This window comes from Vibrio sp. T11.5 (assembly GCF_027587155.1).
GTDB classification, from domain to species: Bacteria; Pseudomonadota; Gammaproteobacteria; order Enterobacterales; family Vibrionaceae; genus Vibrio; species Vibrio neptunius.
In genome coordinates this window covers 1-25,052 of sequence record NZ_JAPPTP010000029.1, presented here as the reverse complement: position 1 = coordinate 25,052, position 25,052 = coordinate 1, and the positions used below count along the sequence as shown (strand labels likewise).

General features: G+C 46.3%; 25 protein-coding genes. 8 read left to right on the top strand and 17 right to left on the bottom strand.

Translation table 11 applies throughout. From position 1 onward, the window contains the following. Positions 1 to 122: 122 nt before the first annotated feature. The 3 genes from OH455_RS20355 (at position 123) to pfkA (ending at position 2,879) form a co-directional block, all read left to right on the top strand. The gene (locus tag OH455_RS20355; protein ID WP_206371748.1) at positions 123 to 620 is read left to right on the top strand and encodes a CpxP family protein; all 498 of its coding nucleotides are present in this window, start codon (positions 123 to 125) and stop codon (positions 618 to 620) included. A 100-nt stretch (positions 621 to 720) separates the two neighbouring features. Then, on the top strand, positions 721 to 1,629 hold the full coding sequence (fieF, locus tag OH455_RS20350; RefSeq protein ID WP_269982626.1) for a CDF family cation-efflux transporter FieF: 909 nt from the start codon (positions 721 to 723) through the stop codon (positions 1,627 to 1,629). A 287-nt stretch (positions 1,630 to 1,916) separates the two neighbouring features. Next, positions 1,917 to 2,879, top strand: a complete 963-nt coding sequence (gene pfkA / locus OH455_RS20345) for a 6-phosphofructokinase (RefSeq protein WP_045977744.1) — start codon at positions 1,917 to 1,919, stop codon at positions 2,877 to 2,879. 48 nt (positions 2,880 to 2,927) lie between these two features. Here the strand turns inward: pfkA and OH455_RS20340 are convergent, their stop codons facing one another. After that, complete coding sequence (locus OH455_RS20340; RefSeq protein WP_269982625.1) at positions 2,928 to 3,437, bottom strand: MgtC/SapB family protein; 510 nt, start codon at positions 3,435 to 3,437, stop codon at positions 2,928 to 2,930. Between the two features lie 179 nt (positions 3,438 to 3,616). Next, entirely contained in the window at positions 3,617 to 4,639 is a 1,023-nt protein-coding gene (epmB, locus tag OH455_RS20335) for an EF-P beta-lysylation protein EpmB (RefSeq protein ID WP_269982624.1), read from the bottom strand. Positions 4,640 to 4,672: 33 nt separating this feature from the next. On the opposite strand from epmB, the gene efp reads away from it, so the two are divergent. From efp to rraA, 3 genes are all read left to right on the top strand, one after another. Then, positions 4,673 to 5,239, top strand: coding sequence for an elongation factor P (gene efp / locus OH455_RS20330; protein WP_021458016.1), 567 nt, complete (start codon positions 4,673 to 4,675; stop codon positions 5,237 to 5,239). A 113-nt stretch (positions 5,240 to 5,352) separates the two neighbouring features. Further along, a complete protein-coding gene (locus tag OH455_RS20325; RefSeq protein WP_269982623.1) occupies positions 5,353 to 6,270 on the top strand; it encodes a 1,4-dihydroxy-2-naphthoate polyprenyltransferase in 918 nt (305 codons plus the stop codon). A 76-nt stretch (positions 6,271 to 6,346) separates the two neighbouring features. Beyond that, positions 6,347 to 6,868: a ribonuclease E activity regulator RraA gene (gene rraA, locus OH455_RS20320; RefSeq protein WP_269982622.1), complete on the top strand. Its 522-nt coding sequence runs from the start codon at positions 6,347 to 6,349 to the stop codon at positions 6,866 to 6,868. 45 nt (positions 6,869 to 6,913) lie between these two features. Here rraA and OH455_RS20315 read toward each other — a convergent pair whose 3' ends face one another. Further along, positions 6,914 to 8,257 (bottom strand): MATE family efflux transporter, encoded by a 1,344-nt coding sequence (locus tag OH455_RS20315; protein ID WP_269982621.1) that lies wholly within the window; start codon positions 8,255 to 8,257, stop codon positions 6,914 to 6,916. A gap of 110 nt (positions 8,258 to 8,367) precedes the next feature. Next, entirely contained in the window at positions 8,368 to 9,138 is a 771-nt protein-coding gene (gene tpiA / locus OH455_RS20310) for a triose-phosphate isomerase (protein ID WP_206376311.1), read from the bottom strand. Positions 9,139 to 9,423: 285 nt separating this feature from the next. On the opposite strand from tpiA, the gene OH455_RS20305 reads away from it, so the two are divergent. Both OH455_RS20305 and OH455_RS20300 read left to right on the top strand, forming a co-directional pair. Further along, positions 9,424 to 9,771 (top strand): 5-carboxymethyl-2-hydroxymuconate Delta-isomerase, encoded by a 348-nt coding sequence (locus tag OH455_RS20305; protein ID WP_045977738.1) that lies wholly within the window; start codon positions 9,424 to 9,426, stop codon positions 9,769 to 9,771. A 26-nt stretch (positions 9,772 to 9,797) separates the two neighbouring features. Then, positions 9,798 to 10,223 (top strand): DUF805 domain-containing protein, encoded by a 426-nt coding sequence (locus OH455_RS20300; protein ID WP_269982620.1) that lies wholly within the window; start codon positions 9,798 to 9,800, stop codon positions 10,221 to 10,223. A gap of 62 nt (positions 10,224 to 10,285) precedes the next feature. On the opposite strand, the gene OH455_RS20295 is transcribed toward OH455_RS20300, so the two are convergent. The 13 genes from OH455_RS20295 to OH455_RS20235 form a co-directional block, all read right to left on the bottom strand. Next, positions 10,286 to 10,768, bottom strand: coding sequence for a hypothetical protein (locus tag OH455_RS20295; protein WP_206371740.1), 483 nt, complete (start codon positions 10,766 to 10,768; stop codon positions 10,286 to 10,288). Positions 10,769 to 10,875: 107 nt separating this feature from the next. Beyond that, positions 10,876 to 12,603, bottom strand: a complete 1,728-nt coding sequence (locus OH455_RS20290; RefSeq protein WP_206371739.1) for a sodium:solute symporter family protein — start codon at positions 12,601 to 12,603, stop codon at positions 10,876 to 10,878. A gap of 12 nt (positions 12,604 to 12,615) precedes the next feature. Then, positions 12,616 to 12,879, bottom strand: coding sequence for a DUF4212 domain-containing protein (locus OH455_RS20285; RefSeq protein ID WP_045977734.1), 264 nt, complete (start codon positions 12,877 to 12,879; stop codon positions 12,616 to 12,618). Positions 12,880 to 13,099: 220 nt separating this feature from the next. Then, positions 13,100 to 13,726: a MarC family protein gene (locus tag OH455_RS20280; RefSeq protein WP_045977733.1), complete on the bottom strand. Its 627-nt coding sequence runs from the start codon at positions 13,724 to 13,726 to the stop codon at positions 13,100 to 13,102. A 107-nt stretch (positions 13,727 to 13,833) separates the two neighbouring features. Continuing rightward, positions 13,834 to 14,469, bottom strand: coding sequence for a response regulator (locus tag OH455_RS20275; RefSeq protein WP_045977769.1), 636 nt, complete (start codon positions 14,467 to 14,469; stop codon positions 13,834 to 13,836). 177 nt (positions 14,470 to 14,646) lie between these two features. Beyond that, a complete protein-coding gene (locus OH455_RS20270; protein WP_269982619.1) occupies positions 14,647 to 16,437 on the bottom strand; it encodes a protein-disulfide reductase DsbD in 1,791 nt (596 codons plus the stop codon). A gap of 149 nt (positions 16,438 to 16,586) precedes the next feature. Next, entirely contained in the window at positions 16,587 to 17,075 is a 489-nt protein-coding gene (locus OH455_RS20265) for an arginine repressor (protein WP_045977731.1), read from the bottom strand. Between the two features lie 284 nt (positions 17,076 to 17,359). After that, the gene (pyrI, locus tag OH455_RS20260; RefSeq protein WP_045977730.1) at positions 17,360 to 17,824 is read right to left on the bottom strand and encodes an aspartate carbamoyltransferase regulatory subunit; all 465 of its coding nucleotides are present in this window, start codon (positions 17,822 to 17,824) and stop codon (positions 17,360 to 17,362) included. A 16-nt stretch (positions 17,825 to 17,840) separates the two neighbouring features. Then, positions 17,841 to 18,770, bottom strand: coding sequence for an aspartate carbamoyltransferase (pyrB, locus tag OH455_RS20255; protein ID WP_269982618.1), 930 nt, complete (start codon positions 18,768 to 18,770; stop codon positions 17,841 to 17,843). A gap of 488 nt (positions 18,771 to 19,258) precedes the next feature. Next, complete coding sequence (locus tag OH455_RS20250; protein WP_206376323.1) at positions 19,259 to 20,269, bottom strand: ornithine carbamoyltransferase; 1,011 nt, start codon at positions 20,267 to 20,269, stop codon at positions 19,259 to 19,261. A 120-nt stretch (positions 20,270 to 20,389) separates the two neighbouring features. After that, positions 20,390 to 21,301 carry a carbamate kinase gene (gene arcC, locus OH455_RS20245; protein WP_269982617.1) on the bottom strand — a complete coding sequence of 304 codons (912 nt, stop codon included), beginning with the start codon at positions 21,299 to 21,301 and terminating at the stop codon, positions 20,390 to 20,392. A gap of 59 nt (positions 21,302 to 21,360) precedes the next feature. Next, positions 21,361 to 22,581 carry an arginine deiminase gene (gene arcA / locus OH455_RS20240; protein ID WP_045977726.1) on the bottom strand — a complete coding sequence of 407 codons (1,221 nt, stop codon included), beginning with the start codon at positions 22,579 to 22,581 and terminating at the stop codon, positions 21,361 to 21,363. A gap of 837 nt (positions 22,582 to 23,418) precedes the next feature. Then, entirely contained in the window at positions 23,419 to 24,867 is a 1,449-nt protein-coding gene (locus tag OH455_RS20235; protein WP_269982616.1) for a YfcC family protein, read from the bottom strand. Between the last annotated feature and the right edge of the window lie 185 nt (positions 24,868 to 25,052).

Below are 25,052 nucleotides of genomic sequence, written 5' to 3'. Positions count from 1 at the left end.
AATTTTGCTCTTTACGATTATTTACGCTCTCTAGACGTCACTTTACGTTGCAGTTCGTATTCTACACTCAAGCGCTGTATAGACAGCTTGATTCCATTCCTCTGGATATGAAAGGTACGATTATGAAAACTGCAAAGAAACTGTTATTGGCGGCGATGATTCTTCCTCTGACTCTGGGAACAGCGAGTGCTTTAGCTGCTAAAGATCATAAAAAAGGTTCTCACGGTGAGTTTGGTTTTGATCGCGGCATCATGCGTCAGCTTGATTTAACAGATGCACAGAAAGAGCAAATAAAAGCGTTGCGTGAAACGTCTAAAACACAGATGAAAGCCGAGTTTAAACAAAACTTCGAAGCTCACCATGCTGAAATGCAAGCCAACAAAGAAAAGTTACAAGCTTTGGTGCTCGCAGATACATTTGATCAGGTAGCCGCGAACGAACTGGCTAAGCAAATGGTAGAACAACAGACTGAACGTAAAGTGAAAATGCTGGAGAAACAACATCAGATGCTGAGTATCCTTACTCCAGAACAGAAAACCAAATACGTAGAACTGCAAAAAGAACGTGCGGAAAAGCGGTTCAACAAGATGCAAGAACGCCTGAGTGACAGTGAAGCATAGAGCGATAACAGCAGCGGCCGATGGGCCGCTTTTTTGTGTCATTTTTATTCAGCAATTGGCACGTTATACTTAAGGTAATGTTTTTCAAACGCTTTACTTTATGAAACACGAATATGCACGCTTGGTGACACTGGCTGCTTGGACAGCTACGATTGTTGCCACTTTATTGCTGGTGGTAAAACTGGCCGCTTGGTGGGTTACGGGGTCGGTGAGTTTACTCGCTTCATTAATCGACTCTATGCTTGATATTGCAGCGTCTTTGGTCAACCTTTTTGTTGTCAGGTATTCACTCCAACCAGCCGATAGGGAGCACACTTATGGCCACGGTAAAGCTGAGTCTCTGGCTGCATTGGCTCAGGCGATGTTTATTTCTGGCTCTGCCGTCTTTTTGATCCTCAATGGTATTGATCGCTTCTTCAGGCCTCATGAGTTGCAATCTCCCGAGTACGGGGTGTACGTGAGTATGTTCGCCATTGCTGTCACTTTTGCTTTGGTTCAGTTCCAGAAACACGTTGTTAGACAAACCGGCAGTCAGGCGATTGCTGCAGACTCCTTGCATTACCAGTCAGATTTATACATGAACGCAGCGATCATGTTGGCATTAGGGCTGAGTTGGTTTGGAGTTACTCAAGCGGATGCAGTGTTTGCTGTGGGTATTGGTCTATACATTTTGTATAGTGCTGTTCAAATGGTGAGAGAAGCGATTCAGACATTGCTGGACCGAAAGTTACCGGATGAAGAGTTGGAACAAATCAGAGCGTGTTGTTTATCTGTCGAAGAAGTTCTCGGTGTGCACCAGCTAAGAACCCGTATGTCGGGGCCGACACGCTTTATTCAGTTGCACTTAGAACTCGAAGATCAGATTCCTCTGATTGAAGCGCATCGCATCTCTGATCTGGTTGAGAGTCGGCTGATGGATCAGTTCCCACATGCTGATGTACTTATCCATCAGGATCCCTATTCTGTTGTGCTCGGGCCGGAGAAAAATCAAAAGGCTCAAGATTGGTAGTGTGGCTTTCGAGATATTACCTCAAGCGACAATGAGCCGTTTATTGTCTATCTTTTCATCGAGCGCACAATTCGTTGGTATTCTGATATGTATCAAACCAGTGGCAGCGCAAAGCTGTAATACTCTTACATAAGTAGAAAAGTTACATAATTCTGTGCAAATAAAAGTAGTATTCCTTGGGCGTCAAGGTAACATATTGCGCAGCTATAAGAATCTTGTCGGGAATTTATTTGTAAATTGCTGACGTAAAAGTTGAAATAAGATTCCCAAAAAAATCGAGGGTGAGCATGATTAAGAAGATCGGTGTTTTGACAAGTGGCGGTGACGCACCAGGCATGAACGCAGCAGTTCGAGGTGTGGTACGTACAGCTCTATCGGAAGGTTTAGAAGTGTACGGCGTTTATGACGGGTACCTAGGCCTTTATGAAGACCGTATCGAGAAGCTTGATCGTTCAAGTGTATCTGATGTGATCAACAAAGGCGGTACTTTCCTAGGCTCAGCTCGTTTCCCTGAGTTTAAAGAGGTGGCTGTTCGTGAGAAAGCGATTGAAAACCTGAAGAAGCATGGTATCGAAGCGTTGGTTGTCGTCGGTGGTGATGGTTCTTACATGGGAGCAAAGAAGCTGACTGAAATGGGTTACCCATGCGTTGGCTTACCGGGCACTATCGATAATGATATTGCTGGTACGGATTACACAATCGGTTACCTGACCGCTTTGAATACCGTTATCGATGCCATTGACCGCCTACGTGACACTTCTTCTTCTCACCAGCGAATTTCTATTGTTGAGATTATGGGCCGCCATTGTGGTGACCTGACTCTGATGTCGGCGATTGCTGGTGGTTGTGAGTACATCATCACCCCTGAAACTGGTCTAGATAAAGAGAAACTTATCAACAACATTCAGGACGGTATCAAAAAAGGTAAGAAGCACGCCATTATTGCACTGACTGAACTGATGATGGATGCTAACGAACTGGCGAAAGAGATTGAAACGGCAACGGGTCGCGAAACTCGTGCAACGGTTCTTGGCCACATCCAGCGTGGTGGTCGCCCAACGGCATTTGACCGTGTTCTTGCATCTCGTATGGGCAACTACGCCGTTCATCTTCTTATGGATGGCCATGGCGGTCGTTGTGTCGGTATCCAGAAAGAGCAGCTGGTTCACCATGATATTATCGATGCCATTGAGAATATGCAGCGCCCTGTACGTGAAGACTTGTACAAAGTTGCGGAAGAGTTGTTTTAAACGGCAATGAATTGATAAAAACCACCCAATTGGGTGGTTTTTTTATGCTTAGCTCGAAGCATTTTTCTTTCTGACATTTGAACGCTTGCGCTGCTGAATTTTCTGATGCACACCCCGACGTAAGGCTTTAATTCGATTCTCGGCTTTATCGACTCCTAACAGAACAACCAGTGCTAGTCCCGTAAGAACAACAGATTGCTGCGAATAGCCGAGACCAATCATTAGTCCTAATGCTGCCAGTAACCAAATCACGGCAGCCGACGTTACGCCATGAATTTTGCCATCTAACGTCATCATCACACCAGCGCCTAAGAAGCCAACACCGGTAATGATCTGACCTAGCACCCGTGCTTGATCTAAAGTATTAGGTGAAAGAGAGACTGCCATCGACATAAAAAGGTAAGTACCAGCGATGATTAGAATGGAAGTCCTGATCCCGACAGGTTTACCTCGTGTCTGGCGTTCGGCACCAATTAGCAGCCCATTGAACGCGCAGCACAGTAGGGCATTCCAATCAAATGGACCTAGGTCGAGCAAGGGATCTGGTAACATGTGCATAGTGTTCTCCTAAACCGTGGAGTATGCCGAGTGGCTTCGGTTTAGGCGAACAAAAGATATTTACCTTTAGGATAAATAACTGTGAGCAGATTGAAGGCAAGCCTATTACGACCAAAATACCGCTCGCCACAACTATGCCAACCTAATCAATGAGGGCAAACCCAGTTTGCTTTTCACCATCATTCTAAATGCAGATCTAATGGTGTTTTGCTGGATCTACCGCCGATTTCTCTGGTTAATTTAGGGACCAGATAGCCGGACACTCGTTCAATGACTCCTGCCATGATCTGTTTAGCTTGTTGGTCTGAAACAAAAAAGTGTGCTGCACCTTGCACCTTATCCAATACGTGCATGTAGTAGGGCAGCACACCCGCATCGAATAGTGCTTCGCTGAGCGCAACTTGAGCCTCAACGCTGTCATTGACGCCTTTGAGCATTACGCCCTGGTTTAGCAAAGTCACACCCGAGTGCTTTAGCGTACTTAAAGCATTTATCAGCTGCTGATTGATCTCATTGGAGTGATTGATGTGCGTGACCATAATCACCTGCAAACGGGTCGTCATAAACAATTCAGCCAGCGAGGTGGTTATTCTGTCTGGGATCACAACGGGCAAGCGAGAATGAATTCTCAGCCGCTTAATATGTTGGATATCCGCTATTTGATCGATCAACCAACGCAGCTCCTCATCTTTTGCCATCAGAGGATCCCCTCCTGAAAGAATGATTTCATTCAGCTCTGGATGTTGGCGTATATAATCTAAGCTCTTAGCCCATACCGATTTACTGCCTTTGTTTTCGCTGTAAGGGAAGTGACGACGAAAGCAATAGCGGCAATTGATCGCGCAACCACCTTTTACGATCATCAAGGCTCGGTTGCGGTATTTGTGTAGTAGACCTGGTATTTGGTTGTCCTGTTCTTCCAAAGGATCATTAGAGTAGCCAGAATGTACGTCAAACTCTTCTGAGAGTGGTAAAACCTGACGCAGCAAAGGATCTAACGGATTGCCTTTCTCCATTCGATCCACAAAACTTTGTGGAACTCGTTGGGCGAACAGTTTGCGCGCTTCAAATCCGCCTTGCCAGGGAGAAGGATCAATTTCCAGTTGTAGTAGAAGTTTTTCAGGATCAGAGATCCCATTCGCTAGCTGTTTGAGCCAGTTTTGCTCAACAGATTCGACTTTTCGGGTTATGATGTGCGGCATTAAATTTAACTCGAAGAATGGTAAGAGGAAAAAATGGCTACTGTTAGCACGAATGAATTCAAAGGCGGTCTTAAAATTATGCTTGATAATGAGCCTTGTGTCATTCTCGAAAACGAGTATGTAAAACCAGGCAAAGGTCAGGCATTTAACCGCGTTAAAATCCGTAAACTGCTTTCAGGCAAAGTTCTAGAGAAGACATTCAAGTCAGGCGACACGGTAGAAGTTGCAGATGTCATGGATATCGACCTGGACTACCTGTACAACGACGGTGAATTCTACCACTTCATGAACAACGAAACATTCGAACAAATTGCAGCGGATGTCAAAGCCGTTGGCGAAAATGCGAAGTGGTTGGTTGAGAACGACTCTTGTATGCTGACTCTTTGGAACGGCAACCCTATTGTTGTGACACCACCAAACTTCGTTGAGCTGGAAGTAACGGATACTGATCCTGGCCTTAAGGGTGACACGCAAGGTACGGGCGGTAAGCCAGCAACACTAACGACAGGTGCCGTAGTACGAGTACCTCTGTTCATCTCTATTGGTGAAGTGATCAAAGTAGACACTCGTTCTGGTGAATACGTAGGTCGCGTTAAGTAAGCGTAAACTTACTCATGATTTAGAAAAGGTCACGTCGGTGGCCTTTTTTGTTTCTACGTGAACTTTGATGTGCCACAATTCTTGTACTCTACAATGAGACTACACTAGTCAGTATGAAACAGTCTTTACGTATCTGGCTCGACGCTGCTCGACCAAAAACGCTGCCATTGGCACTAGTATCGATATTAACCGGTAGTGTGCTGGCCTATTCTACTCATCATTTTTCTTGGGTGATTGGCGTTTTAGCCTTTGTCACGGCCACCTTATTGCAGATCCTATCCAACTTAGCGAACGATTATGGTGATGCGATAAAAGGCACTGACAACGACAGACGCCTTGGCCCTACGCGCGCTGTACAATCCGGTGCAGTGACTCAGGCAGATATGAGGCTGGCGATTGTGATTAATGTTGGCTTGACCATCATTGCTGGGCTAGCTTTGGTTTTTTACGCGCTCGATAGTCTGCAAAGCATTCTGACTTTTATTGGCTTAGGTATACTGGCTATCGTTGCTGCTATCGCTTATACGGTCGGGAATAAGCCTTATGGTTATGTGGGGCTCGGTGATATATCAGTATTCATATTCTTTGGTTTGCTTGGTGTAGCTGGGACCTTCTTTTTACACACCGGTCTTATTGCACCTTTGTTGGTTTTGCCTTCAGTAGGCTGTGGTTTACTCGCAGTCGCGGTATTGAACATCAACAATATGCGGGATATTGAAAACGACGAAGAGTGCGGAAAGCGCACGGTTGCCGTTCGTCTTGGGCAGAAAAATGCTAAGCATTATCACGCACTATTATTAGCTGGCGCTGTCTTTGCGTTTATTGTGTACCTGCTGCTTCAGCCAGCGTCTATCTGGCTGAGCGTTCCGTTTTTGTTGAGCGTATTCGTGATTTACAGACACGGCAAAGCTGTATGGCAAGCACAGCAGCCTGCGCAGATCGCCCCGATGATGCCAGTTATTGTGAAGTGCTCTCTGGTCACTAACTTGTTGTTTGCTGGGGTGGTTATAGCTCAAACTCTGGCCAGTTAATTGAGCCTTGTCATTGCAATGACTTGATCTCTCTATATACTCGATGGAGATGACGAACCGTATGGGAAGGAACACTATGGAATACAATACGTCGGCTTTATGTGATATTTACTCAGAACAAGTGGATGTAGTAGAACCTATGTTTAGCAATTTTGGTGGCAGTGCCTCATTTGCTGGACAAATCACGACGGTGAAGTGTTTTGAAGACAACGGTCTGATTCGAGAAGTGCTCGAACAAGATGGCCTAGGTCGTGTTCTGCTTATTGATGGAGGTGGTTCATTACGCCGTGCTTTGATTGATGCAGAACTGGCGTCACTGGCTGAAGAAAACGAATGGGAAGGTTTGATCGTTTATGGCTGTGTGCGTGAGGTTGATGATCTCGAAGACATGAATGTCGGCATTCAAGCTTTGGCCTCAATCCCTGTTGGGGCGGCATCGCAGAATGTAGGCGAGGTAGATGTACCCGTCAATTTCGGGGGAGTTACTTTCATTCCCGAAGATTACCTTTACGCCGATAATACTGGTGTTATCTTGTCTCAAGAGCCTTTGGATGTTGAGCTCGACACCGACGAAGAAGATGAGCTTATCGCCGACTAGATGGTAAAGAATCAAAAAACACCGACCTTCAAGGTCGGTGTTTTGTTATGCGGCTTCTGCTAAGAATTGGCGTCGGACTCTCAACGCGTAAAGATAACCCAGAATGCCGCCCAATATATTGCCGAGCGCAATACCTATAAATAGCCCTTCAATATCGTACAAGTAGCTACCCATCCATGCGCAAGGCAAGGTAAAGGCGAATAGGCGCATAAAGCTCCATTGGAATGCTTTGAGCGGCTCATGCAGTGCATTCAGGCCAGACACCAACATCATGACGATCCCCTGAAAACCGTAACTGAACGGTACGACAAGCAAATAGTGCCAAAGCAGATCTTTCACTGCTTGTTCTTGAGAGAAAAGCGCAGCAAGTGGAATACTCAGCGGAACCATCATGACAAAAATCCCAAACTGGAAAAGCAGCGAGAAGCGCATGCTGAGAAATAGCCCAGCGAAGCTACGTTGAGGGTTATTAGCCCCGACATTTTGAGCAATGAATGGTGTTAAGGTAGAGGTGAGCGACATCAAAACAATGATAAGGATAGATTCCACACGCTGGGCTGCACCATAAGCGGCCACTGCCGCGGTGCCGTGACTGGAGAGTAGCATCATCAGAATCGCACCGGACAACGGGTTCATCGCGTTGGAGAGCGCTGCCGGAGTGCCAATTTTTAGGATTTGTCGCCAGTCAGCCCATAGCGTTTTGAAGTGGGGTAAGGCGAGAAGTTTTTCTCTTTTCACCAACACATACAGTGAGCCGATTAAGGCGCCAAACCAGCTTAGGGCACTGGCGATGGCGGCCCCCTGAATCCCAAGCTCTGGAAATGGGCCATAACCAAAAATCAGTAACGGATCGAGCACACCATTGATCAAGCCCGCCAGCATCATGATTTTGGCAGGTGTTTTGGTATCTCCTGTGGCACGAATTGCGCTATTGCCTGCCATGGGGACCACAAGTAATGGAATCGTCAAGTACCAGATGTGCATATACTGGTTTATCAGTGGCAGCAGTTCTTGTTTTGCACCAAGTGCTAGGAACAATGGGTCAATGGTGAAGTAACCTAAGCCAGACGCAAAAGCGACTAAAGTCACCGCTAGCGCGAGTCCATGACTTGAGAAGCGTGCTGCATCTTCGGATTGTCCTTGCCCGAGCAGACGGCCGATATTGGCTGATAGACCGACCCCGATTCCCATCGTGATGCAGTTGACCGCAAAGGTCACCGGGAAAGTGTAGCTGATGGCAGCAAGGGCTTCTGTCCCGAGCAGAGAGATAAAAAAGGTATCTACCAAGTTGAACATCAAAATAGCCACCATGCCGAAAGTCATCGGAATGGTCATTTGACGGAGCACGAGAGGGATGGGACCAGTCAAAAGGCCGTGCTTATCCTGCATTCGAAACCACTACTCTTTGGACGGAAAAGCGTAGGATACTTGATTGATGTGTGAGACACAAAAAAGGCCAGCTTGCGCTGACCTCAATAAGAGTTTTCCTAAAGGAAAAATTACGCTTTCGCTGCTGCCGCTGCTTTAGCAATGGCCGCGAAGCTCTTCGCATCAAGAGATGCTCCGCCCACTAGAGCACCATCGATGTCTGGTTGTGAGAAGTACGCTTCAGCGTTTTCTGGCTTAACAGAACCACCGTATTGGATGATGACTTGCTCAGCGACTGCTGCGCTTTTCTCTGCGATTAGTGCACGGATAGAAGCGTGGATGCGCTGTGCATCTTCAGCAGTAGCTGCTTTACCAGTACCGATAGCCCAGATTGGTTCGTATGCGATGATCGCATCGTTGAGTGCTTCAACACCGTATGCATCGATCACGGCGTTAATTTGACGAGCACAGACTGCTTCTGTTTCACCCGCTTCGTTTTGAGCTTCTGATTCACCGATACAGAAAACAGGCTTCAGGCCGTTCTCTTTGAGGAAAGCAAATTTCTTCGCGATGAACTCATCAGATTCGTTATGGTATTCACGACGCTCAGAGTGGCCGATAATGATGTGAGATGCACCAAAGTCTTTCAGCATTTCTGGAGACATATCGCCAGTGAATGCACCGCTGTTGTTTAGGTCAGTGTTCTGTGCACCTAGGATGATCTTGTTACCGCCTTCTGCGATAACGCGCTCAGCAAGGTCAATGTAAAGCGCTGGTGGAGCTACGGCTACGTCAACACCTTCAACACCTTCAAGTTCCGCGTTAAGGCCAGTTAGCAACTCTTTTACCATTGCTTTGCTGCCGTTAAGTTTCCAGTTACCCATCACTACAGGACGACGCATAGGAATATCTCCCTTTGTATTTAATGTAGAAAGTTCATTAATGTAAAAAATCTTCGTAGGAATATAACAGATTAAACTCATCAAATCATGACTAGTATCATGTCTTGATCGGTTCTGACGCAATGAATAAAGTTGTGACAGCGCATAATTGGTATAAGCTCTGTTGTACTGAGTGATCTGTAAAGCATTATGCTGGTTTTGTACTCGGAAACCGCAGTGGAAATTGGTAATAGTGGCGGAGTATTTTAGTGATTTTTTGAAACTCTCTTACATTTGAGGACTACAATGCCAAATTTAGTAATGGAATACTCTAACTCCGTCGATGAACGCGTGAATGTACAAGGTCTATTGGAGGACCTGCATCAAGTGACGCTTCAATGCGGGCTTTTTGACGTACCTTCCGTGAAATCCCGAGCGCTACGCTGCCACAATTGGCTGATTGGAGAAGATGGCGATAACGTTGACTTTATTCATATTAGTTTTGAACTGCTTGATGGCAGAACAGCGGAGCAAAAGCGCGACCTTTCACGCCAGTTAATGGATGTGTTGCAGGAGCAAGCAAGTCACGTGCATAGTTTAACGGTCAATATCCGAGATATGGATAAAGAGTGTTTTCAAAAAGTGGTCAATTAACATTTTTGATTTTTAGGTAAGTAGTCATGTCGATGAAAGAGCTGTTGTTTTCATTTCAAGGCCGAGTAGGACGTAAAACCTACTGGATATGGAATGTGGTTTATTACGCATTGATCATTGGTTTTGCAACGGGTATGAATGTGCTGTTTCCAAGTATGGCGCACCTGTTACTGCCACTATTTTTGATTGTGGTTCTGGTGCCGGATTTGGCCATTACAGCCAAGCGCTGGCATGATAGAGGCAAGTCCAGTTGGTGGCTACTACTCAATGTCCCATTGGTGGTAGGTCGTATGACGCTACCAACTGGTGATCCAACACAGATGCCGCAGTCTACAATGCTTCAAGCCCTAAGTTCTCTGGTTGCATTGGCGTGTGGCATTTGGATTCTTATTGAGTGTGGTTTTCTCAAAGGCCATCAAGGCAATAACCAGTATGGTCCAGAGCCGAAATAGAGCATCAAAAAGAGCTGGGCTGATGCAATGGCATCAATCTTGCTCCTTGTCTCCGCGTCTCTCTATTCCGTAAACAGGGTCTCGTATTTTACAAATACGGTTTGTGTTTCCCCATAATATAAGGTGCCATCAGATTGAATGGCCACTCTCAACCAGTTGTCCGCTGAGGTGGGTTTAGGTAATCTGATGTACCAGTTCTGCCCTGCTTGGTCGGCTGGCTGCATGTCGATGGGTTGTGCGTTCTGATTTTCGCTACTAACCAAAGAGAGCTTAACCCCTTGAAGAGCATGCGCAGCATGCAGTGACAGTTCAAGACTGTCTTCGGTGAGCCTTTCAGAGCGGAACTTGACTTTAAAGTCCCCGTTTTCCATATCGCATAAACCACTGGTGTAGCGACAGTTTGATTTGCTGGCCAGCTTGTAACTCTGGCCCTCTTTCGCAGCATGAGGTTTTTCGCTGACGGCCATGTCAGTGCCAAAGTAGGCAATAATGGACAGAATCGGGGCAATCAAAAGAGCGACAATAAAGTGCTTATTTTTGAACATCTTGGCTTCCTTGCGACAACATTTCGAAACTACGGTAACTGAATTAAGCGCAATAAAAAAGCCCCGGACGGGTCGTCCCGTGAGGGGCTTTCAATGTTAAGTGTTGATTAGTGGTCTACCGCATCTCCAGCGCCTGCTGGGAAGCGAACATGTTCGACCAAATCCTTCACTTCTTGTGGTGTTTCTGCCGTGACTTTCGATACCGCGAATGCAACTAGGAAGTTGAATAGCGCACCAATGGCACCAAAGGCATTAGGCTCGATACCAAGGAACCAGTTGCTGCCCCAGCTTTCTAGGTATTTCCAGTCCGCGATGAACAGGATACCTTTGTGCTGGAATACGTAAAACAGTGTGATCGTGATACCTGCAATCATGCCAGCAATCGCGCCTTCTTTGTTGATGTTCTTGCTGAAGATACCCATCATCAAGGCTGGGAAGATGGACGAAGCAGCCAGACCGAAGGCCAGTGCCACCGTACCGGCGGCAAAGCCAGGCGGATTGAGTCCTAGATAACCCGCCACAGCAATCGCGACCGCCATGGATATTCGGCTAGCCATCAGTTCTTTCTTCTCAGAGATGTTCGGATTAATCACACCTTTGATTAAGTCATGAGATATCGCCGATGATATTGCGAGCAGCAGACCAGCAGCAGTAGACAGTGCGGCGGCTAAGCCACCAGCAGCCACCAGTGCAATGACCCAGTTAGGTAGCTTGGCAATTTCTGGGTTAGCCAGCACCATGATGTCACGGTCAACTTTTAGCTCATTGGTTTCAGCATTTGATGTGTATTGGATGTTGCCATCACCATTTTTGTCATCAAAGCCAAGTAGACCAGTTTTTTCCCAGTTTTTGAACCAGTCAGGGCGTTCATCGTAAGCCAGATTCTGCCCCGGAGCTGGGTTAACCGTATCCATTAGGTTTAGACGTGCCATGGCTGATACCGCAGGTGCAGTCGTGTATAGAATGGCGATAAAGACGAGAGCCCAACCCGCTGAAGTGCGCGCATCACGCACTTTCGGTACGGTAAAGAATCGGATGATGACGTGTGGCAGACCGGCAGTACCTATCATCAGAGACATGGTATAAACGAACATGTTCAGGGTATCGCCCCGGACTTGGGTGGTATATTCACTGAAGCCGAGTTCGGTCACTACTTGGTCAAGCCGATCGAGTAGATAGACATCTGTTCCGGCCATGGTGCTACCGAGACCAATTTGTGGAATTGGGTTTCCGGTAAGCTGCAGCGAGATAAAGATAGCTGGGATGGTGTACGCAAGAATCAGTACGCAGTATTGAGCAATCTGAGTATAGGTAATACCTTTCATGCCGCCCATCACTGCGTACATAAATACGATACACATACCTATCAGGAGGCCAGTCGAGTAGTCTACTTCAAGGAATCGGCCGAAGGCTACCCCAACCCCTTTCATCTGGCCGATGACGTACGTTACTGATGCAATGATCAGACACACGACCGCAACAATACGTGCAGTATTTGAGTAGAAACGTTCACCAACGAACTCAGGTACCGTGAACTTACCAAACTTACGCAGGTAAGGAGCTAAGAGAAGCGCGAGTAGTACATAACCACCTGTCCACCCCATCAGGAATACGGAACCTCCGTAGCCCATGAAGGCAATAAGGCCTGCCATTGAAATGAAGGAAGCAGCAGACATCCAGTCCGCGGCCGTTGCCATGCCGTTGGCGATTGGGTTAACCCCACCACCTGCTACATAGAACTCTTTAGTTGATCCCGCGCGTGCCCAAATTGCGATACCGATATAAAGGATAAAAGTGGCACCTACAACGAGATAAGTGATTGTTTTCAAATCCATCTAAGCTGCTCCTTATTCGTCCACATCAAATTCGCGATCGATCTGGCGCATCTTCCACGCGTAGTAGAAAATAATGCCTAGAAAGGTATAGATGGAACCTTGTTGTGCAAACCAGAAGCCCAGTTTATAGCCACCTATCTGAAATTGATTAAGCTCGTCGACAAATAGAATGCCGCAGCCAAAAGAAACGACAAACCAGACAACCATTAAGCTGATCATCAGTTTTACATTTTTATCCCAGTAGGCCTTGGCTCGTTCCTGACTTTCAAACGCCATTGCCGCCTCCTTACGATTGATTGTGTTGTTAAGAAAATGTTTCAACATCAACTCTAGCAAGGTAATAGCGAGAACTCTTTTCAACTTTAGTCGTGTAGAGGAAAACAAAAAGCGCCTCAAAATAAGGCGCTTAGGATTTAAATGATAGACTTTTGTGATGTTAATTCGTTGTTAAATTAGCCAAAGGTCTAATGAATTATTGATGACTTTGTAAAATAATTTACCCTAGGTAGAAATCTTTGATACCCAAGAGCAGGTTATTTAGTGCCACTGCTGCAAGGATGAGCCCCATTACACGACTAATTATTGCAGCCCCGACATTGCCGATCCATTTCTGGATATGCGTCGCACCTAATAGCAAGAGCAAAGTGATTAAAAGAACACCTACCATTACTGCAGCGGTGATACCTTGGTCGGCCATAGAATAACGGTGATTATCGGTCAGCATCACGATCGCCATCATTGCACCCGGAGACGCAATCGAGGGGATGGCAAGCGGGTAGACGGCTAAATCGGCCAGATCTGAGTGGCTGACTTCTTCTGATAGCTTAGTTTCCTGTTCAGGTTTAGATTCACCAAAAATCATTGTTAGGGCGAACAGCAAGAGCACCAAGCCACCGGCAGCCTGAAATGCAGGTAGAGGAATCTGCATCGCATCCAGAAGCAACTGACCTGCGATAAGGAAGAACAGAAGCACGCCTGCTGAGATACCTACCGCTTTTAGCGCCACTAGACGGCGTTGTTTGGCAGTGAGGTGTTGAGTTTGTGACAGATAAACTGGAACGGATCCAATTGGATCGATAACGGCCCAGAGAACGACAAATTGAGTGATCAATACGCTAAGCAATGATATGACTCCCAGAGTTAGTGAAACAGAGGGATGAACAAGTCGAACGAATGAACGACTTTGCCTATCTTAGCAGATAAATGATCGAGATAGTGTGAAAAAGAATATTAAGATTCAGATTCTAGCTGCTGAAGTAAAATTACAGCCTGAGTGCGGCTTTTCACACCTAACTTTCTAAAGATAGCTGTCATGTGGGCTTTGATGGTGGCCTCAGAAACATTTAACTCATAAGCAATCTGCTTGTTTAGCAGACCATCGGATAACATTCCGAGTACTTTGTATTGTTGAGGCGTTAAAGTGGCAATTTTATCTGCTAAGTCATTGCAGGCCGCACTGTTGGTGATGGAACCTTCTGGAAAGAAAGGTTCGCCGCTCAAGACCTGATTTAAGGCACTGACCAATTCTCGCATGTCACTTGATTTAGGGATAAAACCAAACGCTCCATGGCTTTTTACTTGCGTCACGACAGACGCTTCTTCACTAGCAGACACGACCACAATCGGCAGGTCTGGATATTCTGCTCTTAGCTGAATCAACCCTGACATGCCGTTGGCGCCGGGCATTTTTAGATCAAGGAGCAGCAGGTCGGGGTCGTCTTCCTTGGCCAAAACGGCCAAAAGTGCATCGAGGGAATCCGCTTCTAATAAATTGGCACCACTAATCGCCATATGCACGGACTGAAACAGCGCATTGCGAAACAAAGGGTGATCGTCGGCGATGATAATGGTGTAGGTCGAATCCATGACGTTTACTGCTATAAAAGTTTGCTTAAAAGAATTATTGTCACCTTTGAGAGTATGAACAATATTCATAGCCTAAAAGTCTGAACTGTATCGGGTTTTATCGCCAAATTGCTTTTAACCGCTCAAGAGGCAAAAACGCCAGTCATCAGACTGGCGTTGAGTAAAATGAGATAGCCCCTACAAGCGATGGGCGCTAAGGTGTTGTAAAAACGGTTCTGCCTGCATAAATCCGGTGATTCTGGCGTTGGAGACATGTTGGCCGCTGGCATCCCAAAATTCGATTGTCGGTAGACCGAGTACATTCATCTGTTTTAGCAGTTGAATATCTTGCGGTAGATTCTTGGTGACATCGGCTTGCAACAGTACAAAATTGCGCAATTTTGCTTCCACATCAGGCTGGTGGAAGGTGTATTTTTCGAACTCCTTACATGCCACACACCAGTCAGCATAGAAATCGAGCATCACAGGTTTGCCCGCTCGCTGCGCTTGTTCTAACTGTGTGTTGAGTTCTGCCACTGTGTTGATGCGTGTAAACTCAATACTAGGCTGTACTTGCTGTGTATGATGACCAAACCAGTAATTCAACGCTGGCTGCGCAGAGGCAAATAAGCCGAGCACAGCAATGATACCGATGGCACTTTGTTTCCAGCCGCCAAATGGTAGTGAATTTTTGACGTGGTATAGCCAGCCAAAAGCAGCTAGCCCCAGCGCTGACCATAATCCAGTCGCCCATGTTTCTGGCAAGATGCGCTCAAGTAAGAAGATTGGCGCGGCAAGTAAAATAAAACCAAACAGGGTTTTTACTCTGTCCATCCAGTTCCCCGCTTTTGGCAGTAGTTTGTTACCAAACACCGCGACCAACATCAGCGGAATGCCCATGCCCAGCGCTAGAGCATACAAGGCTACTCCGCCAGTGAGTAAGTCACCGCTTTGTGCGACGTATAGTAGCGCGCCTGAAAGTGGCGCTGTGGTACAAGGCGAACAGACTAATCCTGAAATTGCCCCCATGGCGAATACGCCCAGTGAGTTGCCACCTTGTTGTTTGTTGCTCAAGTTATTTAGCCACGTCTGTACAGCACTTGGCAGTTGAATGGTGTAGGCTCCAAACATCGACAGCGCTAAGGCGACAAACATGACGCTTAAACCAATCAGGACGTAAGGATGTTGCATGGCAGCTTGAAACTGCATACCCGCGGAGGCGACAACCAACCCTAATAAGGTATAGGTGAGGGCCATCCCTTGAACGTAAATAAACGCTAGGCCTAATGCTCGGCCGTGGCTCAGTTTGCCGCTGCCAAGTACAATACTGGTCAAAATTGGATACATCGGCAGTACGCATGGTGTAAATGCAAGGCCGACACCCAGCGCCAAAAACAGTAATGGTGTCCACCAGCTATCACTTAAGCTCGATGCTAGGCTCGATTCCTGAGAAACCGGCTGTGACGGCTTGGGTTGAGCATCTGTCGGTGCAGAATTTGTGCTGACTGTTGGTGCCGATTTGTCACTAGCGCTGGATTGAAAATGGGTTAAGTCAACCACGCGAGTCTCTGGTGGGTAACAAAAGCCTGCTTTGGCGCAGCCTTGATACTGGACAATCAGACGCGCGCCATCCTGATAATCGGCCAAAGGCACTTCGACAAACAGGGGCGTCGTATAGATGTTGACCTCACCGAAAAACTCGTCTTGGTAGGGCTGACCATCTTCCATTTTCAGCTTGCCAACGTTGACTTGTTCACCACTGACCGATAAACGGTGCTGGTAGAGGTAGTAATCCTGTTTGACTTGCCAGTCGAGGAAAACCCTATCGCCTTGTTGATAGGCGTTAAATGGAAAAGCTTGATCGACAGGGACAAAAGTATTGGTCTGATTTCCGAAGCTTGGTGCAGAGTTAGACTGCTCAAAAAGCGCCAAGGCAGGAGCAGATGCTACAGTCAGGCATAATAGGATCAGTGAAAAGACGGCACGCATAGAAAAGTCACTTGAGTTAAATTTTCATCATTTTAACTTAATCAGACAGGGGAAAGGGGGAATAAGTTTCACACTCCGACAAATATCGCTAATTCAAAAGCTTAAGTCAGGCCGATGCCTGACTTAAGTATCGATAACATCGGAAAGATTTAGGCCACGCCGAGTCGGGTACGTACCACTCTTTCGCAGGCATCAATATGAGCGATGTCTTTTGGTATCACTAAGACGGTGTCGTTACCCCCTACGGTACCAAGAATTTCAGTGTGTGGGTCGATGTCGACTAATCTTGCGACGAGCTGAGCACTGCCAGGGTGAGTTTTAACCACCACCATCGCCTGATTATGGGTAATGAATTCAATTTGTGAAGAAATTGACGATTCAACACGTACAGGTGCGGTTTCAACGGTGATGCAATACACCTTTTTACCACAGGCATTCTGAACCTTAACCACCCCAAGCTGAGACAGTAGACGCGAGACAGTCGATTGGCTGATACCATCAAAGCCGATATCAACCAGTGCTTCGCGTAACTCATTTTGAGTGGTAAAGCTCTGTTGTTGAAGCAGGCGTTTACAGGCTGCAGTCAGGGTTTTGTCTTCAGCGTAATTCACTGAAACTAGATTGAGAGTTTCACTCATGCGAACTCCTTAAAACATGACGTAGAGATAACTCTTCCTTGCGACCTTCAGCACTTCTTTCCTTAGTAGTGCCTCAGACATTGAGCTGTCACTTCTTTGGTGACTTAAGATGTTTATTCAGAGTATCTTACCACCAAATAAAGTGTGGCTTTTTGAAAGGGATCACCAATTAATAACTATTAATTTGCGATTCTATTGGTTGATAATTCTGTTGTGTGTGGATATTTATTCTGAGATAGGAATAAATATCCACAATGCTTTTATAGAGCGGCTATCAGGGCTGATTAGCGGGCTTCTGCCATGATTTCGCGTGAGAATACCTTTTCACAGTAATGACATTTGAGCTGAACGTGATGCTGTTTCTGCTGCACTTTAAAGTGGCTTTCGACAGGTTCCCCGTGCGAAATACAATTGCTGTTTGGACACTCAAAGACACTATGAATATGTTCTGGAAGCGCTAAAGTGAGTTTATTGACCACCTGATATTCTTCAATCTGGTTCACAGTGGCTTTCGGCGCATATAAAGCCAATCGGTTGGCCTGCTCTTTGGTCAAATAAACATTTTCAATCTTGATAAGGTCTTTCTCACCGAGAGCTGAAGAAGGTAAGTTGAGACCTATGGTAATGCGTTGATTGGTCTTGTGCATTTTAAATAGTTTGAGCACTTTAATGCCGACGTTAGCAGGAATATGGTCAATCACGCTACCGTTACGAATGGCTTCTACTTGTAGTTGAGTTTCTTTCACCATGATCATTCTCCTGCAATTAAAGGGTTTCACTTAGAACAAGGGCAAGTAAGGCTTCTCGCGCATAGACACCGTTTTCAGCCTGCTCAAAGTAGTAAGCGTGTGGTGTTTTATCGACGTCTGTTGTGATTTCATCGACGCGTGGCAATGGGTGAAGAACCCTAAGATTTTCACGAGCCTCTTTTAGCGTATCGGCGGTGAGAATGAACGCTGACTTGATATGAGCGTATTCAGACTCATCAAAGCGCTCTTTTTGCACGCGCGTCATATACAGGATATCAAGCTCCGGTACGACGTCTTCAATGTTGTTGTGCATACTGAATTGGATGTCTGCTTCTTCGAGTTCTTCACAGATGTAATCGGGCATCGCCAATGCTTCAGGAGCGATAAAGAAGAAGCGAACATTGTTGAACTTGGCCAGTGCTTGAGTCAGAGAGTGGACAGTACGACCGTATTTAAGGTCACCGACAAACGCGACATTGAGGTTGTCGAGCGTGCCCTGGGTTTCGTAGATAGAAAATAAGTCCAGCAGAGTCTGAGTTGGATGCTGATTCGCGCCATCACCGCCGTTAACCACGGGGACGCCGTTAGAAAACTCGGATGCTAGGCGTGCTGCGCCTTCTTGTGGGTGGCGCATCACAAAGGCGTCGACATAAGAAGCAATCACTTGTACAGAATCGGCCAGTGTCTCCCCCTTTTTCGCCAGTGACGTGTTGCCACCATTGTCGAAGCCAATGATTGTGCCGCCAAGACGCTGCACAGCCGTTTCAAATGACAGCCTGGTGCGCGTGGAAGGTTCAAAGAAGCAACTTGCCACCACTTTGTTTTTAAGCAGTGTCGGGTCTGGCTCGGCTTTGAGCCTAGCTGCGGTGTCGACGATAAGCTCTAGCTCGTTACGGCTGAGCTCAGGAATGGAGATAATGTGCTTGTTAAATAACGAATGCGCCATCGCAATGTTTCCTCGTCTCAATGGGTGAGTTTGTCCAACCGATGTGGATTGTTAATCCATGGGTTGATGTAAATTTCAGACAAAAAAAAGCCCCCTAAATAGGAGGCTTGAAAAGGATCGATAGAACGAAATGAAACCACACATGTCCCTGAGTCAGGGTATAAGTTAAGCCAACATTGAGTGGTTGCTGACAGGTTCATTTTGATCCTCCGAAGACAAATTGCGGAGGATTATACGGACAAAAAAAGCCAACGCAAGCGTTTGCTTAAAGTATTCATAAATTGGATTTTTATGCGTATTTCGCCTATTTTGGCAACACGTTTGCAGCGGTTATGTCCTCTTGGATTGAGGGAGATGATGAGCTCGTGAGTATGAAAAAAAATGCGGGCTTTATTCGGCATGTTTTTGATACATGATGAACGCCACCCGCATTTCCCTGCAAACAATACCCAGTCTAATTTGAGTATGATTACTTTTATTCGATGATATTAGTCGCCTAGTGTTGCGACCATCACCGCTTTGATGGTGTGCATACGGTTTTCAGCTTCGTCGAACACAATAGAGTAGTCAGATTCAACCACTTCATCAGTCACCTCACAGCCGTTTTTCAGCATTGGGTACTCTTCAGCAAGCTGCTTACCTACCGTGGTATCTTCGCCGTGGAAGGCAGGTAGGCAGTGCATGAATTTCACATGAGGATTACCTGTTGCTTTGATCATGTCCATGTTGACTTGGTAAGGCAGCATGAGGTTGATACGTTCTGCCCAGGCTTCTTTTGCTTCGCCCATCGATACCCACACATCCGTGTACAGGTAATCACAACCTTGAACGCCTTCTTGAACCTCTTCAGTCAGGGTAATTTTTGCACCGGTTGTTGCAGCGATCTCACGGCACTGTGCCACAAGGGCTTCTTCTGGCCAGAACTGCTTAGGCGCGACGAGACGAATATCCATGCCCATCTTAGCGGCGCCAACCATCAGAGAGTTGCCCATGTTGTTGCGTGCATCGCCTAGGTAGGCAAACTTCATTTCGTGTAGCTGTTTGCCACGGCCATGTTCCATCATAGTTAGGAAGTCAGCGAGAATTTGCGTCGGGTGGAACTCATCGGTCAAACCATTCCATACCGGTACACCCGCGTAAGCGCCCAGCTCTTCGACAATTTCCTGACCAAATCCACGGTACTCGATACCATCGTACATTCGGCCTAAAACGCGAGCGGTATCTTTCATCGATTCTTTGTGACCAATCTGAGAGCCTGTTGGACCTAAGTAAGAAACTTGAGCGCCTTGGTCAAAAGCCGCAACTTCAAAGGCACAGCGGGTACGAGTCGATGTTTTCTCGAAGATCAGAGCGATGTTTTTGCCTTTCAGGCGAGGTTGCTCATAGCCGTTGTATTTCGCTTTTTTTAACTCGACGGATAGGTCCAACATGTGTTGAATTTCACGTGGAGTAAAGTCTAATAGTTTTAGGAAGTTACGGTTACGTAGATTGAAAGCCATGATGTTTTCCTTCTTATCGATGTGCACTTTCTCGTTGCAGGGAAAGAGGTAAGAAAGTGCAGTAATGAACTTGAGTGAATGTTTTATCGCAGCCCTAGCGTAAGATAGAGCTGATTGGTATTAGCCCTGAGTAATATTGGTGCCTGCCGTACCTTGAAGAATGCGCAAACCATCTTCCAGTGCGCCGATACCGACCACTTTGCCGCCTTGTTGGACGAACTCGCATGATGCTTCTATTTTTGGTCCCATTGAGCCAGCATCAAATTGGTACTGCGCTAATTCAGTGGGGTGAGTGCTGCGCAGCGCCTGTTGGGTAGGTTTGCCCCAATCGAGGTAAACCGCGTCTGCATCAGTAAGGATGAGTAAAGCATCAGCGTTTAGCTGCTTGGCAAGGAATGCTGCGGACATGTCCTTATCAATCACTGCTTCAACACCAACCAGTTTGCCATTCTCTTTTTTGACTGGGATGCCGCCACCGCCAGTACAAATCACTAAGTGGCCTTCATCGATGAGCTTAGTGATGGCTTCATTTTCGACGATGCCTGTTGGCTGTGGGCTAGGTACAACGCGGCGGAAGTGCTGACCGTCAGGTTTGATGGTCCAATGGTACTTCTCTGCTAGTTCGCGTGCTTCTGCTTCTTGGTAGATCGGGCCGATAGGTTTAGTTGGATTGTCAAATGCAGGGTCATTTGGGTCCACTGTCATCTGCGTTAACATGCAAGTCGCGTTGACGTTCGGCATTTGGTTTTTGAACTCTTGCATCAGCATGTAACCAATCATGCCTTGCGTTTCACTGCCCAGAACATCCAGTGGATATGGTGCTACCTTCTTGTATTCCAAGCCTTGTAGAGCCAGCAAACCGACCTGTGGGCCATTGCCATGCACCAGCACGACATTGTATTGCTCGGCAATTTCCGCAATAGCTTTGACGGCAATTTCGATGTTCTGACGTTGCACTTCGGCCTCTAGCGGTTCACCGCGGCGAAGTAGGGCGTTTCCACCAAGTGCGACAACTACAGTTTGTTTTGTCATTGCTTTAATCTCTCTGCTGAGGGCGAGAGCTAAGTCGCTCTCGCCAACTTAACCGTTACTTAAATACCATCACGTTCGATTGGGCAGCTCATGCAGCGTGCACCGCCGCGGCCACGACCTAGCTCATCGCCAGGAATTGGCAGTACTGTGATGCCCGCTTTGTCGTATTTCTCGTTGGTGTAGGTATTGCCTTCGTATCCGATCACGACACCAGGCTTGACGGTAAGAACGTTGTTCGCATCGTTCCACTGTTCACGTTCCGCGTTGAAGTTGTCACCGCCCGTGGTGATAAGGTTGAGCTGGTCGACGCCAAGCGCTTTTTCGATAGCCGTCACGAAGTAACCTTCTTCTTTGACATTCACAGCGCCAGACGCATCGCCAGTCAGGCTCCAGCACTTGACATCTTTGCGCATCACCTCTGGGTAAACAGAGAAGGTATCTTCACGCATATGAGTCATCACAGTGTCTAAGTGCATGCAGGAACGATGTTTCGGTAATTCCATGGCAATCACTTGCTTCGCTTGACCATGTTTGAATAGGCCAGACGCTAAATGTTCAACACCTTGAGCGGTTGTGCGCTCAGACATACCAATCAGCACAGCGTCTTTACCAATGACTAAGACATCACCACCTTCAATGGTCGAGTTGTCGTAGATTTTCTCTTCATCGCCGAAGTACTTGATAAAGTCCTGACCAGCAAAACTTGGATGCCAGCGGTAGATAGCGCGAACATGGTTGGTTTCACGTTGACGAGCGGGTTTCGCCATTGGGTTGATAGAGACACCGCCATAGACCCAACACGAAGTGTCACGGGTGAACAAGTGGTTGGGTAATGGTTCAATGATGAAATCGGTTGGTGCGTGAAGCCCCTGCATCATTGAAGAGGATGTGATTGGCATTTCAGCGTAAGAAAGACCACCGGTAAGAATCTTAGCTAGCTCAACATTGGGTAGGTCGCCTAAGTAGCAACGAACGTCATTGGCAAAAGTTTTACCTAAACGGTAATCCGATACCTGACGGCTTAACAGCCAGTCTTTGGCTTCTGAGACAGCCAGTGTATCTGCCAACAAGTCGGTAAGTAGTAAGACTTCCACACCTTGTTCGCGCAAAGTTTGAGTGAACACATCGTGCTCTTTGCCTGCACGCTCGACGGCAAGTACGTCATCAAATAGCAGATCGTGGCAGTTGGAAGGCGTCAGGTGAGTCAGTGCTCGTCTTGGGCGATGCACCAGCACGCGACGTAATTGACCGATTTCAGAACCTACGTATAACTTACTCATGATCGTATCTCTCTTATATTTATAATTAGTTTTAAAACTTAAAAACTAATATTTAATTTGTAGGGAATAGAAGAGCGAATTTATTTATTCACTTATTTTGTTTCTGAAATTCATATTACGCTTGTCTGGAGAGGAATCTTAGAGATCAATCACAGTTCGTTTTTTACGTCTAAAGCCTGTATTTTAAAGGGTTTTAACAATATCTATGCAGTTGTTATTGGTATGTGAACTCTCTATTTAACCATTTGAGAGGGAAGTTTATGCATAAGTTGAGGTTTAATATCTGATTAATATCCTTATAAAGGAATAATATGCAAATTTAAATTACTTACGACGGGTATTTTAGATTGGAATTATGCACTCTAACTTTCTAGTTAATTGCTTTCGATTATTGAGCTAAGCGTTTTATAACAAAATATTTGGTGATAAATGTTGCTTTGATCACATTGGATATTTAAAAAATGCCAAACACTAAAATAAGTTAGATTAATAAAGTTAATTAACTATGATAGTTTTTCTTATTATTAAACATCGAGAAATATAGATTTATTGAATGGTGTTGTTTGAATTGGTCATTCCATAGAGCGACGAAGGAGAGAGTAGGGAATCTCTAAAGTAACGCTGCTTGCTTCCAGAGATCCCCAACTCGTTCGTGTCTCACTCTTGAGGATGACAGTGTTGTAGTGAAGAGGAGTTTTGTTAGTCATTCCATAGAGAGGCGAAGGAACGAGTAGGGAATCTCTAGACGGTTTTTACTTAGCCTAGAAGCAAGAAAAGCCGCACTAAGGCGGCTTTGAGAGCCCACGTCCTGTGAGCGAGTGTAAGGCAAATAGTCAGTTAGATAAGCGCACCAATACTGATCATCACAACACAGAATAGCGTCAGAATGGCTAGCAATGGTGCCACCCATTTCACCCAGCGCACATAAGGCACACGGGCAATGGCAAGGCCGCCCATAACGACTGCCGAAGTGGGGGTAATGAGGTTAACCAACCCAGAGGCAGATTGATAAGCCGTGATGACTAGATCACGTCCGACACCAGCAAAGTCTGCGAGTGGGGCCATAATTGGCATGGTGAGTACCGCCAGACCAGAGGTTGAAGGTACAAGGAAAGATAGCAATATCTCAAGGAAGAACATGACGTTAATGAACACGACCGAAGACAGACCCGTCACCATCTGTTCCGCTGAGTACAAGATGGTGTCAGTGATCATACCGCGGTCCATGACCACCACAATCCCGCGCGCAATACCAATGATCAGCGCTACGCCGAGTAGGTCACGAGCGCCATCGATAAAGCTGTTAGTAAATTCTTCTTCGCTCATACGTGCGACGAGTCCAACTAAAATCGTTGCTGCTAAGAACATGGCTGAAATTTCCGCCATCCACCAGCCCGCGACAGAAACACCGTAGATCATCACACCGAATGAAGCGCCGAAGATGGTTAAAATCACTTTACGTGTAGTAGTGAACTCAAGAGATTCGCCAGTTTGATTACCAAGGAAATACGCTTTGTTTTCTTCGTATTTATCGTAAACAATTGACTTGCTTTGGTCTTCTCGCACCATCCGCGCGTAGCGCATGACGTAGGCAACACAGATGATCCAGCCGATCACTAGCATTAAGACACGTAGCATGATGCCATCAGTAAACGGAATGCCAGAAGCGTTAGCGGCAATCACGGTAGCAAAAGGGTTGATAGTGGAACCTAAAACACCAATGCCAGCACCAAGTAACACAGTTGCAGCGGCAACCAATGGGTCAAAACGAGCCGCCATCATCACTGGTACCAACAGAGTGTAGAATGGCAAGGATTCTTCGGCCATGCCGTAGACGGTTCCTCCGGCAGCAAACAGAGCCATCAGGATAGGAATCATCATCTCTTCTCGGCCTTGGAGACGCTGTGTTACACGTTCAATCCCAGCGTCTATAGCGCCTGTTTTGGTCACCAGCCCGAGGAAGCCACCAATCACAAGGATGAACAGAGATACGTCAATCGCAGCGGCTTCATAGCTATTATGGTCATAGAAGCCGTCAATCGGTGCCAGAAGCACGTCAATAACGCCTTGAGGGTTACCCTCCACAGATTGGTAAGTGCCTGTGACAGGGACTTCTCGCCCCAACTCTTCATTCATTGCTCGATCATACTGACCAGCAGGAACAATCCAGGTCAGCAGTGCAACCAGTGCAATCAAAATAAACAGAATCGTGTAGGCTGAAGGGAACTTAAAATTGGCAAAAAAGCCGCCTTTTTTTTCTTCAGTAGGTACAGTTTGGGTGGTCATAGTGATCTCCTTACTCTTACCTGTTGAATAACAAATAAAAGTTAATCAGCGACTAGAGTTACAAATATAAAACTCACAAATACTAAGTTATTGGAAACATGATAATTATTTTTAGCTGTTTACAAACAGCTCTTAGAATCCATTTTAATTATTGATAGACTTTCTAACTTTGTTGATCTTCACAA

Bases quoted from the DNA above. Each gene is read 5' to 3' on its own strand.
- OH455_RS20325 (WP_269982623.1), top strand. From the start codon at position 5,353: ATGAAACAGTCTTTACGTATCTGGCTCGACGCTGCTCGACCAAAAACG.
- OH455_RS20295 (WP_206371740.1), bottom strand. From the start codon at position 10,768: ATGTTCAAAAATAAGCACTTTATTGTCGCTCTTTTGATTGCCCCGATT.
- OH455_RS20355 (WP_206371748.1), top strand. From the start codon at position 123: ATGAAAACTGCAAAGAAACTGTTATTGGCGGCGATGATTCTTCCTCTG.
- OH455_RS20315 (WP_269982621.1), bottom strand. From the start codon at position 8,257: ATGCAGGATAAGCACGGCCTTTTGACTGGTCCCATCCCTCTCGTGCTC.
- OH455_RS20285 (WP_045977734.1), bottom strand. From the start codon at position 12,879: ATGGCGTTTGAAAGTCAGGAACGAGCCAAGGCCTACTGGGATAAAAAT.
- OH455_RS20250 (WP_206376323.1), bottom strand. From the start codon at position 20,269: ATGGCTTTCAATCTACGTAACCGTAACTTCCTAAAACTATTAGACTTT.
- OH455_RS20340 (WP_269982625.1), bottom strand. From the start codon at position 3,437: ATGCACATGTTACCAGATCCCTTGCTCGACCTAGGTCCATTTGATTGG.
- OH455_RS20290 (WP_206371739.1), bottom strand. From the start codon at position 12,603: ATGGATTTGAAAACAATCACTTATCTCGTTGTAGGTGCCACTTTTATC.
- OH455_RS20265 (WP_045977731.1), bottom strand. From the start codon at position 17,075: ATGAGTGAAACTCTCAATCTAGTTTCAGTGAATTACGCTGAAGACAAA.
- arcA (WP_045977726.1), bottom strand. From the start codon at position 22,581: ATGAGTAAGTTATACGTAGGTTCTGAAATCGGTCAATTACGTCGCGTG.
- OH455_RS20270 (WP_269982619.1), bottom strand. From the start codon at position 16,437: ATGCGTGCCGTCTTTTCACTGATCCTATTATGCCTGACTGTAGCATCT.
- OH455_RS20305 (WP_045977738.1), top strand. From the start codon at position 9,424: ATGCCAAATTTAGTAATGGAATACTCTAACTCCGTCGATGAACGCGTG.
- OH455_RS20300 (WP_269982620.1), top strand. From the start codon at position 9,798: ATGTCGATGAAAGAGCTGTTGTTTTCATTTCAAGGCCGAGTAGGACGT.
- epmB (WP_269982624.1), bottom strand. From the start codon at position 4,639: ATGCCGCACATCATAACCCGAAAAGTCGAATCTGTTGAGCAAAACTGG.
- tpiA (WP_206376311.1), bottom strand. From the start codon at position 9,138: ATGCGTCGTCCTGTAGTGATGGGTAACTGGAAACTTAACGGCAGCAAA.
- rraA (WP_269982622.1), top strand. From the start codon at position 6,347: ATGGAATACAATACGTCGGCTTTATGTGATATTTACTCAGAACAAGTG.
- OH455_RS20275 (WP_045977769.1), bottom strand. From the start codon at position 14,469: ATGGATTCGACCTACACCATTATCATCGCCGACGATCACCCTTTGTTT.
- fieF (WP_269982626.1), top strand. From the start codon at position 721: ATGAAACACGAATATGCACGCTTGGTGACACTGGCTGCTTGGACAGCT.
- pyrB (WP_269982618.1), bottom strand. From the start codon at position 18,770: ATGGCGCATTCGTTATTTAACAAGCACATTATCTCCATTCCTGAGCTC.
- pfkA (WP_045977744.1), top strand. From the start codon at position 1,917: ATGATTAAGAAGATCGGTGTTTTGACAAGTGGCGGTGACGCACCAGGC.
- pyrI (WP_045977730.1), bottom strand. From the start codon at position 17,824: ATGGTGAAAGAAACTCAACTACAAGTAGAAGCCATTCGTAACGGTAGC.
- arcC (WP_269982617.1), bottom strand. From the start codon at position 21,301: ATGACAAAACAAACTGTAGTTGTCGCACTTGGTGGAAACGCCCTACTT.
- OH455_RS20235 (WP_269982616.1), bottom strand. From the start codon at position 24,867: ATGACCACCCAAACTGTACCTACTGAAGAAAAAAAAGGCGGCTTTTTT.
- efp (WP_021458016.1), top strand. From the start codon at position 4,673: ATGGCTACTGTTAGCACGAATGAATTCAAAGGCGGTCTTAAAATTATG.